At 63.2% G+C, this 14,542-nt stretch carries 14 protein-coding genes; 8 read left to right on the top strand and 6 right to left on the bottom strand.

The window, feature by feature from the left end; translation table 11 throughout:
- The first annotated feature begins 58 nt into the window (after positions 1-58).
- Positions 59-859: an outer membrane lipoprotein carrier protein LolA gene (locus BLS26_RS17625; RefSeq protein ID WP_092518179.1), complete on the top strand. Its 801-nt coding sequence runs from the start codon at positions 59-61 to the stop codon at positions 857-859.
- Positions 860-936: 77 nt separating this feature from the next.
- Positions 937-1,752 (top strand): exodeoxyribonuclease III, encoded by an 816-nt coding sequence (locus BLS26_RS17620; RefSeq protein WP_092513175.1) that lies wholly within the window; start codon positions 937-939, stop codon positions 1,750-1,752.
- Positions 1,753-1,773: 21 nt separating this feature from the next.
- Here the strand turns inward: BLS26_RS17620 and BLS26_RS17615 are convergent, their stop codons facing one another.
- Together BLS26_RS17615 and BLS26_RS17610 are read right to left on the bottom strand one after the other, a co-directional pair.
- Positions 1,774-2,214, bottom strand: a complete 441-nt coding sequence (locus BLS26_RS17615; RefSeq protein ID WP_092513173.1) for a cyclic nucleotide-binding domain-containing protein — start codon at positions 2,212-2,214, stop codon at positions 1,774-1,776.
- A gap of 54 nt (positions 2,215-2,268) precedes the next feature.
- Positions 2,269-2,955, bottom strand: a complete 687-nt coding sequence (locus BLS26_RS17610; protein ID WP_027540370.1) for a response regulator transcription factor — start codon at positions 2,953-2,955, stop codon at positions 2,269-2,271.
- Positions 2,956-3,211: 256 nt separating this feature from the next.
- Between BLS26_RS17610 and BLS26_RS17605 the strand changes: the two genes are divergently transcribed.
- A complete protein-coding gene (locus tag BLS26_RS17605) occupies positions 3,212-3,781 on the top strand; it encodes a L,D-transpeptidase (protein WP_092513171.1) in 570 nt (189 codons plus the stop codon).
- Between the two features lie 15 nt (positions 3,782-3,796).
- Entirely contained in the window at positions 3,797-4,582 is a 786-nt protein-coding gene (locus tag BLS26_RS17600) for a 2-keto-4-pentenoate hydratase (protein WP_092513169.1), read from the top strand.
- A 122-nt stretch (positions 4,583-4,704) separates the two neighbouring features.
- Here the strand turns inward: BLS26_RS17600 and BLS26_RS17595 are convergent, their stop codons facing one another.
- Positions 4,705-5,382, bottom strand: a complete 678-nt coding sequence (locus tag BLS26_RS17595; RefSeq protein WP_371360894.1) for a YggS family pyridoxal phosphate-dependent enzyme — start codon at positions 5,380-5,382, stop codon at positions 4,705-4,707.
- A 119-nt stretch (positions 5,383-5,501) separates the two neighbouring features.
- Here BLS26_RS17595 and BLS26_RS17590 point away from each other — a divergent pair, with 119 nt between their 5' ends.
- From BLS26_RS17590 to holA, 4 genes are all read left to right on the top strand, one after another.
- Positions 5,502-7,196, top strand: a complete 1,695-nt coding sequence (locus tag BLS26_RS17590) for a diguanylate cyclase domain-containing protein (protein WP_092513167.1) — start codon at positions 5,502-5,504, stop codon at positions 7,194-7,196.
- Positions 7,197-7,327: 131 nt separating this feature from the next.
- Positions 7,328-9,952, top strand: coding sequence for a leucine--tRNA ligase (gene leuS, locus BLS26_RS17585; RefSeq protein WP_092513165.1), 2,625 nt, complete (start codon positions 7,328-7,330; stop codon positions 9,950-9,952).
- Positions 9,939-10,490: an LPS assembly lipoprotein LptE gene (gene lptE / locus BLS26_RS17580; protein ID WP_092513163.1), complete on the top strand. Its 552-nt coding sequence runs from the start codon at positions 9,939-9,941 to the stop codon at positions 10,488-10,490. Before leuS ends, lptE begins: the two co-directional genes overlap by 14 nt.
- A gap of 63 nt (positions 10,491-10,553) precedes the next feature.
- Positions 10,554-11,582, top strand: coding sequence for a DNA polymerase III subunit delta (holA, locus tag BLS26_RS17575; RefSeq protein ID WP_092513161.1), 1,029 nt, complete (start codon positions 10,554-10,556; stop codon positions 11,580-11,582).
- Positions 11,583-11,922: 340 nt separating this feature from the next.
- Here the strand turns inward: holA and BLS26_RS17570 are convergent, their stop codons facing one another.
- The 3 genes from BLS26_RS17570 to rsmG form a co-directional block, all read right to left on the bottom strand.
- Complete coding sequence (locus BLS26_RS17570; protein WP_092513159.1) at positions 11,923-12,810, bottom strand: ParB/RepB/Spo0J family partition protein; 888 nt, start codon at positions 12,808-12,810, stop codon at positions 11,923-11,925.
- 104 nt (positions 12,811-12,914) lie between these two features.
- Positions 12,915-13,763, bottom strand: coding sequence for a ParA family protein (locus BLS26_RS17565; RefSeq protein WP_092513157.1), 849 nt, complete (start codon positions 13,761-13,763; stop codon positions 12,915-12,917).
- 5 nt (positions 13,764-13,768) lie between these two features.
- Positions 13,769-14,452 carry a 16S rRNA (guanine(527)-N(7))-methyltransferase RsmG gene (gene rsmG / locus BLS26_RS17560; RefSeq protein WP_092513155.1) on the bottom strand — a complete coding sequence of 228 codons (684 nt, stop codon included), beginning with the start codon at positions 14,450-14,452 and terminating at the stop codon, positions 13,769-13,771.
- Positions 14,453-14,542: the final 90 nt, after the last annotated feature.

Genomic DNA, 14,542 nt, shown 5'->3' with positions numbered 1-14,542 from the left:
AATCGGCGAGACCGATGTGATCAAGATTGCCGCGTCGAATAGAGATCCGAAATATCTGATGACACAACCATCCCTCTCACGCGGCTTCCGTTGCGGACTGGCGCTGCTGATCGCGACATCCTTGGCGGGCGCTGCGACCCCCGTGTTCTCGCAAACCGTTCCGGTGCCGAAACCCGCGCCCAAGGCGCGCGACGGCGGCGCGCAGCTGAGCGCGCAGGACAAGGCGATGACGACAGGGACGACCCAGGCGCCGCCCAATCCGATCATTCCGGATCCGCGCCGCAATGTGCCAGCCAATATTTTCGCGAGCTTCGATGCCAGCCAGAAGGCGCAGGCCGCGAAGGTGAGCTCCTATCTGTCGTCGCTGCAGACCCTGGTCGGGAATTTCGTTCAGGTCGGCCCCGACGGCAGCAAGACCAAGGGCGACTTCTACATCCAGAAGCCGGGCAAGGTGCGCTTCGAGTATGACCAGAGCCCGATTGCCATCATCGCCGACGGATCGTCGCTGGCGGTACGCGACAACAAGCTCGCGACCCAGGACATCTATCCGCTGTCGCAAACACCGCTGCGCTTCCTGCTGTCGGACCGGATCGATCTGCTGAAAGACACCAATGTCGTGAGCATCACCGCCGATGATGTCTTCATCAGCGTCACGATCGAGGAGAAGAATGTCGTGATCGGCACCAGCCGCCTGATGATGATGGTCGGCGCCAAGGACGGCCAGCTCAAGCAATGGACGGTGACCGACCCGCAGGGCTACGACACCACGGTCGCGGTCTACAATCTGGACACCTCCAAGAAGGTCGATCCCGCCCTGTTCAAGATTGATTTCACCAATTATCAGACCCCGCCGGGCTGACCTCGCCGCGCAGAAAGACGTGGATGGCCGGTGTCCAGCCGGCCATGACAGCAGCAAAAAGCTGCTACATCCCTGTGATGCGCTTCTCCCTGACAACCTGGAATATCAACTCGGTGCGCCTGCGCATCGACATCGTCGCCAAATTCCTCAAATCGGTGCGGCCGGACGTGCTGTGCCTGCAGGAAACCAAATGCATCGACGATGCCTTCCCGCTGAAACGCTTCAAGCGTCTTGGCTATGAGCATGTCGCGCTGAACGGGCAGAAGGGCTATCACGGCGTCGCCATCGTCTCGAAACTGCCGTTCGAAAACACCGACATCCGGACCTTCTGCGACAAGGTCGATTCACGCCACATCTCGGTGTCGTTCGGCGAGAAGGCGCAACTGGCAAAGCCGCTGGTGCTGCATAACTTCTACGTTCCGGCCGGCGGCGACATTCCCGATCCCGTGCTCAATCCGAAGTTCGATCACAAGCTGAAATTCCTCGATGAGATGAAAGCCTGCGAGCCGCTGCATCCGCGCGGCGACGACCGGCATATCCTGGTCGGCGATCTCAACGTCGCGCCGCACGAGAACGACGTGTGGTCGCACAAGCAGCTTCTGAAGATCGTGTCGCATACGCCGATCGAAACCGAGAAGCTCTTGGCGGCGCAGACCCATGGCGAATGGTTTGACGTCGCGCGCGAGCGGATCCCGATGTCGGAAAAGGTCTATACCTGGTGGAGCTACCGCGCCGCCGACTGGACCGTGGGCGACCGCGGCCGCAGGCTCGACCACATCTGGGTCTCGCGCGCGCTGAAAGACGGCATCAGCGATTTCCGTATCACCCGCGATGCCCGTGGCTGGGAACGGCCGTCCGACCATGTGCCGGTCACGGTGACGCTGGACGTGTGAGCAATTACGTTCGTAAAGGGATCAGGTGCTGAGCTTGGCGCCGGCCATCAAGATATCGCTGGCGAGCTGGCTGGTGCGGGTGGCGAGTTCGTCGCGCAGCCGGCGCGCCGCGGCAGGGTCGCTTTCGAGCACGCGCTGGAACAGGCTGCGCGCCACCCGGATCACCGAGGAATGTTCGATCGCAACCGCGCTGGACGGCCGCTGCATTGAGACGATCAGCGCCAGCTCGCCGATCAGGGCGCCGGGTCCTGCAATGATTTCGGCGCCGCCATCCTCGACCCGGAACGCGCCGCGCTGAACTACATAGCCGGCATCGGCCTCGTCGCCGGCGTTGAACAGCTGGTCGCCACGCGCGAAATCGCGCTGCTCGGAGCCGATCGCCAGCATGCGCAGAGCCGTATTGCCCAACAGTCGCAATGTCGGGACCCGCTCGAGCAGAGCTACATCATCTTCGATCGACATTTGGACCGGGCACCGGGATGCGCAAAAATTTACGAATCGCAGGTGCTAAACGTATCACGGCACCAGCTTGTAGCCACCGGCTTCCGTCACCAGGATTTCGGGGTTGGCTGCATCTTTTTCGATCTTCTGGCGCAGGCGGTAGATATGGGTTTCCAACGTGTGCGTGGTGACGCCCGAATTGTAGCCCCAGACTTCCTGCAGCAGCGTTTCGCGCGACACCGGCATCTGGCCGGCGCGGTACAGGAAGCGGAGAATCGCGGTTTCCTTCTCGGTCAGCCGCACCTTCCGGGCGTTGGCGCCGGTCAGCATCTTGGAGCCAGGGCGGAAGCTGTACGGCCCGACGGAAAACACCGCATCCTCGCTGGCCTCGTGCTGGCGGAGCTGGGCCCGGATCCGGGCCAGCAGCACCGCGAACCGGAACGGTTTTGCGACGTAGTCGTTGGCACCGGATTCCAGCCCGAGAATGGTGTCCGAATCGGTGTCGTGGCCGGTCAGCATGATGATCGGGGCCTTGAAGCCGCCCTTGCGCAGGGACCGAACGACTTCCCTTCCGTCGGTGTCGGGCAGGCCGACATCCATCAGCACCAGGTCGGGGGAATTGGCCTTCGCAGCACTGGCACCCTTGGCGCCGGTATCGACCGCAGAAGCTTCGAACTCTTCATGCAGCGACAACTGCTCGACCAGCGTATCGCGCAGATCGGTATCGTCTTCCACGATCAGGATCTTGCGGGCATTGGCCATAGGTACGATCCTCTTGAGGCAGGCGGCGGACACAAGGGAAGCGTCTCTAGCCGGGTCTTGGTCGGTGACGGGAGCCGGCTCAGGGGCGAGCCTAGGCCGTCAGGTAGTGATTCGCATTCAAGTAAGAGATTGTTACAGATTCACAAGGCGAACCGCAGTCTATCCCAGATTCGGAAGGTATTTGGATGAATGTCCTGTAATGGCGCCAGATAGAGCAATTGCCGCCAGACAGACAACCCCAAGATTCGGCATAGGCATGGGAAATTCCACCTTTTCAATCACTTATCAGACACTTGCGCGTGATCGACCAGCCTCGATGATCCGGGTCCACCGCGCCGCCGGCGACCCCCGCCGGGGCTGGCTGACCGTGGATGGCTGGACCATCCCGGTGGCACTTGGCCGCGGCGGCATCCTCGCCAACAAGCGCGAAGGCGATGGCGGCACCCCGAGGGGGACCTTCCGCCCGCTGCAGTTGTGGTGGCGCGCCGACCGCCATCCGCAACCGCAGACCTATCTGCCGGCGCGGCCGATCCAACCCGAAGACGCCTGGTGCGAGGATCCCACCGACCGCCGCTACAACCAGCCGATCCGGCTGGCTGACGGCCAGGCCGGAGACCGGCTGACGCGGCAGGATCACCTCTACGACTTCATCGTCGAGATCGACCACAATTTTAGTCCGCGCGTCGCCGGTCGTGGCAGCGCCGTGTTCCTGCATCTGGCGCGCCCGAATTTCTCACCGACGGCGGGATGCGTATCGATGACGAAATCCGACATGCTGCGTCTGTTGCGGCGGATGGGCCCAGCGACCAAGATCATCATCGGCTGACCGGGGACCCAATCCATGCTCGACAGGAACCAGATCGCCGCGGCGTCGAAGACGCTGCACGAGCATTGGCGCGCCGGCACCAAGTTCGCGGGCATCGATGCCGATCAGCGGCCACGCGACCGCGCCGAGGGCTATGCGATTCAGGCGGCGATCGAAAAATATTCTCACCTGCCGCTGTTCGGCTGGAAGATCGCAGCCACCAGCGAGGCCGGGCAAAGGCACATCAATGTCGACGGCCCGATGGCCGGACGGATCCTGGCCGAGACGGTGATATCGGACGGCGGCACGGCTCACTTGGCCGGCAATGAAATGCGCGTTGCCGAGCCCGAATTTGCCTTTCGCATGCGTAAGGATTTGCCGGCGCGCTCCACACCCTACACGGTGCAGCAGGTGCTCGATGCGGTCGACACGCTGCATCCCGCGATCGAGATTCCGGATTCGCGATTTGCGGATTTCGTCAGCGCCGGCGCCGCGCAGATCATCGCGGACAATGCCTGCGCGCATTTGTTCGTGCTCGGTCCGCCGACAACGACGGACTGGCGCGCGCTCGATCTCGTCGAGGAGAAGCCCGTCATCACGCTGCGCGGTCAGCAGTTCATCGGCCACGGCAAGAATGTGCTCGGCGATCCCCTGGTCGGGCTGACGTGGCTCGCCAACGAACTGCGCCAGCTCGGCATGACGCTGAAGGCCGGCCGCGTGGTGACGACGGGAACGTGCCACCCGCCGCTGCCGATTCAGGCGGGCGACCGGGTCGAATGCGATTTTGGTTTGCTTGGAAAAGTATCGGTGGGGTTCGCGTAACTCTCTCCCCCCTCATTGCGAGGAGCACTTGCGACGAAGCAATCCATTCTTCCTTTTCCGTCGCAGGATGGATTGCTTCGCTTCGCTCGCAATGACGGTGGCGAGACGGCAAGGCCGCCCGGTTACCGATGTCCAAAAATCGCCGACCCCACGCGCACATGGGTGGCGCCGAACTGGATCGCGACGGCGAAATCGGCGCTCATGCCCATCGACAGATTCTTCAAGCCGTTGCGCGCAGCGATCTTGGCCGTCAGCGCGAAATGCGGCGCCGGCGCCTCGTTGACCGGCGGGATGCACATCAGCCCGGAAATGACGAGGCCATACTTGTCCCGGCACGCTGCAATGAACGCATCCGCCTCGCCAGGCGCGACACCGGCCTTCTGCGGTTCCTCACCGGTGTTGAGCTGGATGAACAATTCCGGCTGCTTTTTCTGAGAATTGATTTCCTTGGCTAACGCTTCGCAAATGCTCGGACGGTCGACCGAATGGATGGCATCGAACAGCGCCACCGCTTCCTTGGCCTTGTTGGATTGCAGCGGGCCGATCAGGTGCAGGGCAATGCCGGAGTGAGCGGACGTTAACCCTGGCCACTTCGCCTTCGCCTCCTGCACGCGATTTTCGCCGAATACGCGCTGTCCGGCATCGATAACAGGCGAAATCGCCGCCGCATCGAACGTCTTCGACACCGCGATCAGCGTCACCTGCGCGCGTTCGCGGCGCGCTTCCTTGCAGGCGCGTGCGATCTCCTGCTCCACGGTGGCGAGACCGTTTGGTAAAGACTTGGTTAGCGGTGCTGTCATCTCTCGCATCATCTCGCGCGCTGCTGGTAAATTTACGGGATTTCCTCGAATTTTACCAAGTTCGGGAAAGGCTTTTTGAACCCTTCTCTCTACCCTGCCATGCGGGGTAGGGGACAAAGATGTCTGGCGTCAGTTTCAACCGCAACAGGGTCAAACTCAAGAAGCTTCTGGGAATCCGCGCACGGCTGGCGCTGCTCGCCGTGATCCTGGTGGCGCCCTTGATGCTGGAACGCGCCCGTTCGCTCGAAGACACCCGCGCCCGCCAGATCGCACAGGCCTCCGAGGAATTCTCCAACCTCGCCCGGCACAGCGCCGACGCCCAGCGCGAGGTGATTTCGTCGGTCGAGACCATCCTGAAATCCGCCGCCTATATCCGCGCCTCGGCGGGCGGAATCGCCCGCAGTTGCGACATGATGCGCGCCAGCCTTCCGGTCAACCTGCCCTGGATCCGCACGCTGCTGATCGTCGGCGGCAACGGACGGGTGCAGTGCTCGACCACCAACGCCTTTGTCGGCCTCGATCTCAGCGACCGCGCCTATATGAAGAAAACGCGCGAAACCCGCGACTTCGTCCTGAGCGACTTTTTGTTCGCGAAGCCGACCAATTCGCCGATCGTGATGGCGGCCTATCCGGTGTCGGCCATCAACGACGAGGCCGATTCCGTCATCCTCGCCGCCGTCAGCCTCGACTGGATGTCGAAAATCCTCGGCAACCTCAGCGGCCGCCCCGGCGTCACGGCAGCGCTGATCGACTCAACCGGGACCATCATGGCGGCGCCGGGCGATCAGGCCAGCATGATCGGACGGTCGCTCGACGGTGTGCCGCTATTGTCGGCGATCGCCGAGAAGGCGCTGAGTTCCGACGCGCCCAACGGCTCGATCGCGTTTTCGGCGACCGATGGCTTCAGGCGCGCCCTCAGCTTCATCCGCATTCCCGGCACAGAGTCGCGCCTGATCGTCAGCATCGACGAGGCCAAGGTCACGGCGGCGATCAATCGCGAGATCCGCACCGCCTATCTGCAGCTTTGCTTCGTCTGCCTGTTCGTGCTGCTCGGCGCGCTGATCGCCGCCGAAAAGCTCATCATCAACCCGATCGAAGTCATGACCGGAATGGCCAGGCGCTTCGGCGAGGGCGACTCGTCGGCGCGCGTCGCCCGCAGCCGGCTGCCGTCCGAATTCATGCCGCTGGCCCGCGCCTTCAATGCGATGGCGGCGCAGCTCAGCCAGCGCGAGCGCGAATTGGTCGCCACCAATGACCGGCTCACCGTGATGGCCTCGATCGACATGCTGTCGGGCCTCGCCAACCGGCGCGGCTTTCAGAGCCGCCTGGATTTTGAGTGGATGAAGGCGCAGCAATACAACAGCGAGCTGTCGCTGCTGATGATCGATGTCGATCACTTCAAGCTCTACAACGACACCTATGGCCATCCGGAAGGCGACGCCTGCCTGACCCAGCTCGGCGAAACCCTGGCCGGCATCGCCGCCGACACCATGGGCTTTGCCGGACGCTATGGTGGCGAAGAGTTCTGCCTGCTGCTGCCGAACACCGGTCCGGTCAAGGCGCTCGAGGTCGGCGAGACCGTACGTGCGGCGATCCAGGAGCTGGCGCTGCCCCATGCGACGTCCAGCCACCAGACCGTCACGGTCAGCGTCGGCGTGGCCGTGACGTTGCCGAACGAAAACCAGCGCCCCGGCGACCTGATCGAGGCCGCCGACGCCGCCCTCTACGCCGCCAAGCACCGCGGCCGCAACACCGTGGTCGAGCACGGCTTCGCCAAGCTGGTCGACGAGGCCGGGATGGCAATGGCCGGGTAATCGCCGTCATCTGCGGCCCCGCAATCACGCCTTCCCACCCTCCCCCAACCCGTTGACCCCCCAGCCTCTTTTGTGGCCTAGTCCGCCGTCCCTAAACGGGACCCCGAATCCACAAAAAGCCCTGCGATTTCATGACCTCCGAACGCTATAACGCCCGTGATTCCGAGCCGCGCTGGCAACGCCAGTGGGACCAGAAGGCGATCTTCGCCTCCAAAAACGACGATCCGCGGCCGAAATATTACGTGCTCGAGATGTTCCCCTACCCGTCCGGGCGCATCCATATCGGGCATGTCCGCAATTACACGCTGGGCGACGTGCTGGCGCGGTTCATGCGCGCCAAAGGTTTCAACGTGCTGCATCCGATGGGCTGGGACGCGTTCGGGCTGCCGGCCGAGAATGCCGCGATCGAGCGCAAGGTGGCGCCGAAGGCCTGGACCTACGAGAACATCGCCGCGATGAAGAAACAACTCCAGTCGATCGGGCTGTCGCTCGACTGGTCACGCGAATTCGCGACCTGCGATCCCAGCTACTACAAGCATCAGCAGAAGATGTTTCTGGACATGCTGGGCGTCGGCCTCGCCGAGCGTGAGAAGCGCAAGCTCAACTGGGATCCGGTCGACATGACCGTGCTCGCCAACGAGCAGGTGATCGACGGCCGCGGCTGGCGCTCCGGCGCCGTGGTCGAGCAGCGCGAGATGAGCCAGTGGGTCTTCAAGATCACGAAGTACTCGCAGGAACTGCTGGACGCGCTGGATGGCCTCGATCGCTGGCCCGACAAGGTGCGGCTGATGCAGCGCAACTGGATCGGCCGCTCGGAAGGCCTGCTGGTGCGCTTCGCGCTGGATACGGCCACGACGCCGGCCGGCGAATCTGAGCTGAAGATTTTCACGACGCGGCCCGACACGCTGTTCGGCGCAAAGTTCATGGCGATCGCGCCCGATCACCCGCTGGCGCAGGCGGCGGCCGCGAAGAATCCAAAGCTCGCGGAATTCATCGCCGAGGTGAAGAAGATCGGCACCGCGCAGGAAATCATCGACACCGCGGAGAAGCAGGGTTTCGACACCGGCATCCGCGCCGTCCATCCATTCGATCCAAACTGGAAGATTCCAGTCTACGTCGCCAACTTCGTGCTGATGGAATACGGCACCGGCGCCATCTTCGGCTGCCCGGGGCACGACCAGCGCGACCTCGATTTCGTCAACAAATACGACCTCGGCGTCACGCCGGTGGTCTGCCCCGAGGGCCAGGACCCGAAGACCTTTGTCATTACCGACACCGCCTATGACGGCGACGGCCGGATGATCAATTCCCGCTTCCTCGACGGCATGACCATCGAGCAAGCCAAGGAAGAGATCGCCAAACGGCTGGAGGCGGAACTGCGTGGCAACATGCCGGTCGGCGAGCGGCAGGTGAATTTCCGCCTGCGCGACTGGGGCATTTCGCGCCAGCGCTATTGGGGCTGTCCGATCCCGGTGATCCATTGCCCGAAATGCGATGTCGTGCCGGTGCCGGATGCGGATCTGCCGGTGGTGCTGCCCGAGGATGTGTCCTTCGACAAACCCGGCAACGCGCTCGACCATCATCCGACCTGGAAGCACGTCACCTGCCCCAAATGCGGCGGCAAGGCGCAGCGCGAAACCGACACCATGGACACCTTCGTGGACTCGTCCTGGTACTTTGCGCGCTTCACCGACCCCTGGAACGAGAAGGCGCCGACCACGCTCGACGTCGCCAACCGGATGCTGCCGATCGATCAATATATCGGCGGTGTCGAGCACGCGATCCTGCATCTCTTGTACAGCCGCTTCTTCACTCGCGCGATGAAGGCCACCGGCCATATCGGCATGGACGAGCCGTTCGCCGGCATGTTCACGCAGGGCATGGTGGTGCACGAGACCTATCAGAAGGCTGACGGCGCCTACGTCACGCCCGCTGAAGTCAGGATCGAGACCGGCGGCAACAGTAAGCGCGCCGTATTGCTCACGACCGGTGAAGACGTCACGATCGGCGCCATCGAGAAGATGTCGAAGTCGAAGAAGAACACCGTCGACCCCGACGACATCATCGCGACCTACGGCGCCGACGTCGCGCGCTGGTTCATGCTGTCGGACTCGCCGCCCGACCGCGACGTGATCTGGAGCGACGAGCGTGTCCAGGGCGCCTCGCGCTTCCTGCAGCGGCTGTGGCGGCTGGTGAACGAATCCGCTGACCTGGCCAAATCAGCTCCGGCGGCCCGGCCGGCGGCGTTCGGCCCGGACGCGCTGGCGCTGCGCAAGGCGGCCCATGGCGCGCTCGACAAGGTCTCTACCGGCATCGAGCGGCTGCATTTCAACGTCTGCCTCGCCCACATCCGCGAATTCACCAATTCGCTGGCTGAGGTGCTGGCCAAGGAAGGCACGCCGTCGCCCGACACCGCCTGGGCGGTCCGGGAAGCCTCCGTCATCCTTGTTCAACTTTTCGCGCCCATGATGCCGCATCTGGCCGAGGAGTGCTGGACGGTATTGGGGCAATCCGGGCTGATTTCGGAGGCCAATTGGCCCCAAATCGAACGCGATTTGCTGGTTGAAGACACGGTGACACTGGTGGTCCAGGTCAACGGCAAAAAACGGGGTGATGTAACCGTGCCACGGGGCGCCCAAAATCCGGAAATCGAGGCTGCCGTTCTGGCTCTCGATGCGGTAAAACTGGCCCTCGGCGGCAAGCCCGTCCGCAAGGTAATCGTGGTTCCGATGAGGATTGTGAATGTCGTTGGCTAACACCCGGATCGTTGCTCGGCTGCTCGCCGTGGCCGCTCTGGCAGCGCTGACGGCTGGTTGCTTCCAGCCGATGTATGCCGAGCATCCTGACGGCACGCCCGGTCTGCGCGAAAAGCTGATGGGCGTGGAAGTCCCGCCGGTCGACAAGAACAACGCGTCGCGCGAAGCCCGCATCCAGGTCGAGATCCGCAACGCGCTGGCGTTCAAGCTGTACGGCAACGCCACCGGCATGCCGCCGACGCATCGGTTGGTGCTTCGCTTCAACACCAACCGCTCGTCGCTGATGATCGATCAGGCCACCGGATTGCCGACCAGCGAAAACTACGGCATCGATGCGCAGTACAATCTGATTGAGCTCGCCACCAACAAATCGGTGATGACCGGCACGACCTTCTCGCGCGTGTCCTACGATATCCCGGGCCAGCTTCAGCGCTTCGCCCGCGCCCGCGCCTTCCGCGACGCCGAAGACCGCGCGGCCAATGAAATCGCGGAAAACATCCAGACCCGGCTGGCGTCGTTCTTCGTCGCCGGCACCTGACCGGTCATTACCAGTCACGCGAAGCGCGCCTGGAAATGCCCCTCTTAAAAAAAAGAGTTTGATGTGGTCGCGCTCAAGGGACGAGACATCGACGCTTTTCTCGCCCGGCCAGATGCCGGCCGCCCCATCATCCTGCTCTACGGTCCGGACGCCGGCCTGGTGCGCGAACGCGCTGACGCTTTATTGGCGTCCGCGGTCGACGATCCCAACGATCCGTTTTCGCTGGTCCGGCTCGATGGCGACGAACTGGCGGTGGAACCGTCGCGGCTGGTTGACGAAGCGATGACGGTGCCGCTGTTCGGCGGCCGCCGCGCCATCCGGGTACGCGCCGGCTCGCGCAGTTTCGCCGGCGGTATAGACACGCTGGCCGACATGCCCTTGAAGGATTGCCGCATCGTGATCGAGGCCGGCGAGCTGCGGCCGGAATCTCCCTTACGCAAGGCCTGCGAACGCGCCAAGACCGCCGTCGCCATTGCCTGCTATCCGGACACCGAGCGCGACCTCGCCAAATTGATCGACGACGAACTGGGCGTTTCGGATTTGCGCATCGCGCCCGATGCACGCGCGGTGTTGACGGCGCTGCTCGGCGGCGACCGTCAGGCGTCGCGCAACGAGCTTCGCAAGCTCGCGCTCTATGCCCATGGCCAAGGCGAGGTCACGCTCGACGACGTCATGACCGTGGTTTCCGACGCGTCCGAACTCAAACTCGACCCGATCGTCGACGGCGCCTTTGCCGGCAAGCCCGAGGTGGTCGAGAGCGAATTCGTCAAAGCGATGGTTGCCGGCACCTATCCCGGCGTGATCATCATGGCAGCCCAGCGTCAGGCGGCATGGCTGCACAAGTCGGCATTGGCGGTCGCCGAGGGTACGCCAACGTCGGTGTTGCTGGAGAGCGGATATCCTCGCGTCCATTTCTCGCGCAAGGCCAATGTTGAAATCGCGCTGCGCAATTTCAGCCCGACCAAGCTCGCCGCCATCATCGAGCAGCTCGCCACCGCGGCGTTCGACATGCGCAAGCAGACCGCGCTGGCGTCCGCGATCGCGCAACGAACGCTGCTCGCGATCGCCGCCAATGCGCGGCGACGGGGGTAACTTTCTCAGGCGTCGTCCCGGCCTAGTGCGCAATTGCGCACGGGGGCCGGGACCCATAACCACTAAAGCATGATGGGTTGGAGTTGAATCGATTCGCCGTCAGCGCCAGCGCGGCACATCCGGACGCTCTGGAGGGGCCAGACACAAAATCGCGAAAACAACCCCATGCAAAGTAGAAATGGCACACGAAAGGCCGGGCGTCGCGACCCAGCCTAATCTCACTCCGCTCTACCGCCAGTTACTGGCGGAGGCGTCAGCCATCCCGCTTTTGCCGATAGCACAACGCGGTATGGGTCCCGGCGCCCGTGCGCAATTGCGCACTAGGCCGGGACGACAGAGACTAGCTTCCCCGCGCCAGTCGCCGCATCACCTCGTCGAGCTGTTCGAGGTTGCGGTAGTTGATCAGGACTGAGCCGCCGGGATCGCGGTGGTTGACGGTCACGGCCAGACCGAGCGCGTCGCTGACGCGCTTTTCCAGCGCGATCGTGTCCGGATCCTTGACCTTGCCGCCGCCGGTGCTGCGCGCCTTCTGCGGCTTGCGCTCCGGCACGCCTTCTTCATGCGCCAGCGCTTCGGTCTGGCGCACGTTGAGGCCTTCGGCGACGATGCGCTTGGCGGCCGCCAGCGGGTCGGGCACGCCGATCAGCGCGCGGGCATGGCCGGCCGACAATTCGCCCTTGGCGATATAGGCCTGCACTTCCGACGGCAGCTTGGTCAGCCGCATCATGTTGGCGACGTGGCTGCGGCTCTTGCCGACGATCTTGGCGATGTCTTCCTGGCTGCGTTTGAATTCGTCCGCCAGCGCGTGATAGCCCTGCGCCTCTTCCATGGCGTTGAGGTCTTCGCGCTGCACGTTTTCGATGATCGCGATTTCGAGCGCTTCAGCCTCAGTGACGTCGAGGGGGACGATCGGCACGTCGTGCAGGCCGGCGAGCTGGGCGGCGCGCCAGCGGCGTTCGCCGGCGATGATCTCAAAACGATCCTGCACGCCCTTGATCGGGCGCACCACGATCGGCTGGATCACGCCATGCTGCTTGACGGAGGCGGCGAGCTCACCGAGTTCGGCATCGGAAAAAGTCCGACGCGGGTTGCGCGGATTGGGCTTCAAAAATTCGATCGGCACCTTGCGCTGGTTGCGCGGCCGGTCGACATGCGCAGCCTCGCCGCCGACATCTCCGATCAGACTTGCAAGACCGCGGCCCAGTCGCGAACGCGCTTCGTCGGCCATCGCCAACTCCCTTGGATTCACTTCGCATCACTCCGGAACTAGAAATTCGTAGGGTGGTGAAGGTGGTGGGCACGGCGAAGACGCCTTTGCCCACCCTACGTATCTCAATGCGTCTTCAGCTCGCGCTCGCGCTGGATCACTTCGGTCGCGAGCTTCAGATACGCATCGCTGCCGACGCATTTGAGATCGTAGACCAGCACCGGCTTGCCGTAGGACGGCGCCTCGGAGATACGGACGTTGCGCGGGATCATGGTGTTGTAGACCTTCGAGCCCATGAACTGCCGGACGTCGGCGACGACCTGGTTCGACAGGTTGTTGCGCGAGTCGAACATGGTCAGCACGATGCCGTGGATCGACAGGTTCGGATTGAGCGTCGAGCGCACCTGCTCCACCGTCTGCAACAACTGCGACAGACCTTCGAGCGCGAAGAACTCGCATTGCAGCGGCACCAGGATCGCGTCGGATGCCGCCATCGCGTTGACGGTGAGAAGATTGAGCGACGGCGGGCAATCGATCAGCACATAGGTGTAATCGGACCCCTCGTCGGCATTTTGATTCAGCGCGGCGATCGCATCGCGCAGACGGAAGGCGCGGCCGGGCGTCGACCCCAGTTCGAGCTCGAGGCCGGACAGGTCCATGGTCGAGGAGGCGATGTGAAGCCGCGGCACCGCCGTGGCGACAACAGCTTCGCGCAGCGGCGCTTCGCCGATCAGCACGTCGTAAGTCGAGCAGTTGCGGCTGCGGCGATCGATGCCGAGACCGGTGGAGGCATTGCCCTGCGGATCGAGATCGACGATCAGGACGCGCTCGCCAATCGCAGCGAGTGCGGTGCCAAGATTGATCGCTGTGGTGGTCTTTCCGACGCCGCCCTTCTGGTTGGCGAGCGACAGGATACGCGGATGGCCGGCCGGCATGGGCGCTCTATCCTCTTGATAAATTTGATCAATTACCATCGCACTCAACTTCCGTCTGCCGTCGCGGAGGTCATTCGCCGCTCGATCTGGTCGAGTTCGACGATCCAGCCGTTTCCGCTGGTGCGGCTGGAGTGGAGTCGCGGCTCGATATTCCAATATTTAGTGGCCTCGGTCAATTCAGCCTCTACATCTTGGCCCTTGAGAAACAACGCTTTCGCGCCCTTTCTCACCACCGGTTCCGCGAAACCGATGAGTTGATGTAACGGAGCCAGTGCCCGCGCAGTGATGCAATCGATCGGTCCGGCGATTCTATCCACACTATCCCCGATGTCAGCCAAGTGCACGGTCCCTGCTGCCGAGGTCACGCGAATCGCCTCGCGCAGGAAGGCCGCCTTCTTGGCGTTGCGCTCGATCAGATGAATATTTGCGCCCAGCACCTCCGCCAACGCGCAGGCCAGCACCACGCCTGGAAAGCCGCCGCCGCTACCGAGATCGACCCACGTTTTTGCCGAGGGCGCCAGGCTCAAGAGCTGCAGCGAATCGGAGATATGCCGGGTCCATAGATTTGGAAGCGTCGACGGCGCGACGAGATTGGTCTTGGCCTGCCACTCCACGAGAAGATCGACATAGCGATCCAGCCGCGCCTCTGTTTCACGTGAAACGGGGGTGAGGGCTAGGGCGGCGGCTTTGTCGGATGGAAGGATGGGTGAGGTGGGGGGTTTGGGCATTGGGGATCTTGCTGGTTGTTTAGAGTCGTCATTGCGAGCGAAGCGAAGCAATCCATCTAGCCACAAGGAAGTCTGGATTGCTTCGTCGCA

It is taken from the genome of Afipia sp. GAS231 (assembly GCF_900103365.1).
Taxonomy (GTDB): Bacteria; Pseudomonadota; Alphaproteobacteria; order Rhizobiales; family Xanthobacteraceae; genus Bradyrhizobium.
Note: the sequence above shows the minus strand (reverse complement) of the source record. Positions and strands in the feature narration are given on the sequence as shown.

What these genes read in the sequence shown, in the direction of transcription:
- BLS26_RS17625 (WP_092518179.1), top strand. Translation starts at nt 59, where the DNA reads ATGACACAACCATCCCTCTCACGCGGCTTCCGTTGCGGACTGGCGCTG.
- BLS26_RS17620 (WP_092513175.1), top strand. Translation starts at nt 937, where the DNA reads ATGCGCTTCTCCCTGACAACCTGGAATATCAACTCGGTGCGCCTGCGC.
- BLS26_RS17615 (WP_092513173.1), bottom strand. Translation starts at nt 2,214, where the DNA reads ATGTCGATCGAAGATGATGTAGCTCTGCTCGAGCGGGTCCCGACATTG.
- BLS26_RS17610 (WP_027540370.1), bottom strand. Translation starts at nt 2,955, where the DNA reads ATGGCCAATGCCCGCAAGATCCTGATCGTGGAAGACGATACCGATCTG.
- BLS26_RS17605 (WP_092513171.1), top strand. Translation starts at nt 3,212, where the DNA reads ATGGGAAATTCCACCTTTTCAATCACTTATCAGACACTTGCGCGTGAT.
- BLS26_RS17600 (WP_092513169.1), top strand. Translation starts at nt 3,797, where the DNA reads ATGCTCGACAGGAACCAGATCGCCGCGGCGTCGAAGACGCTGCACGAG.
- BLS26_RS17595 (WP_371360894.1), bottom strand. Translation starts at nt 5,382, where the DNA reads ATGACAGCACCGCTAACCAAGTCTTTACCAAACGGTCTCGCCACCGTG.
- BLS26_RS17590 (WP_092513167.1), top strand. Translation starts at nt 5,502, where the DNA reads ATGTCTGGCGTCAGTTTCAACCGCAACAGGGTCAAACTCAAGAAGCTT.
- leuS (WP_092513165.1), top strand. Translation starts at nt 7,328, where the DNA reads ATGACCTCCGAACGCTATAACGCCCGTGATTCCGAGCCGCGCTGGCAA.
- lptE (WP_092513163.1), top strand. Translation starts at nt 9,939, where the DNA reads ATGTCGTTGGCTAACACCCGGATCGTTGCTCGGCTGCTCGCCGTGGCC.
- BLS26_RS17570 (WP_092513159.1), bottom strand. Translation starts at nt 12,810, where the DNA reads ATGGCCGACGAAGCGCGTTCGCGACTGGGCCGCGGTCTTGCAAGTCTG.
- BLS26_RS17565 (WP_092513157.1), bottom strand. Translation starts at nt 13,763, where the DNA reads ATGGTAATTGATCAAATTTATCAAGAGGATAGAGCGCCCATGCCGGCC.
- rsmG (WP_092513155.1), bottom strand. Translation starts at nt 14,452, where the DNA reads ATGCCCAAACCCCCCACCTCACCCATCCTTCCATCCGACAAAGCCGCC.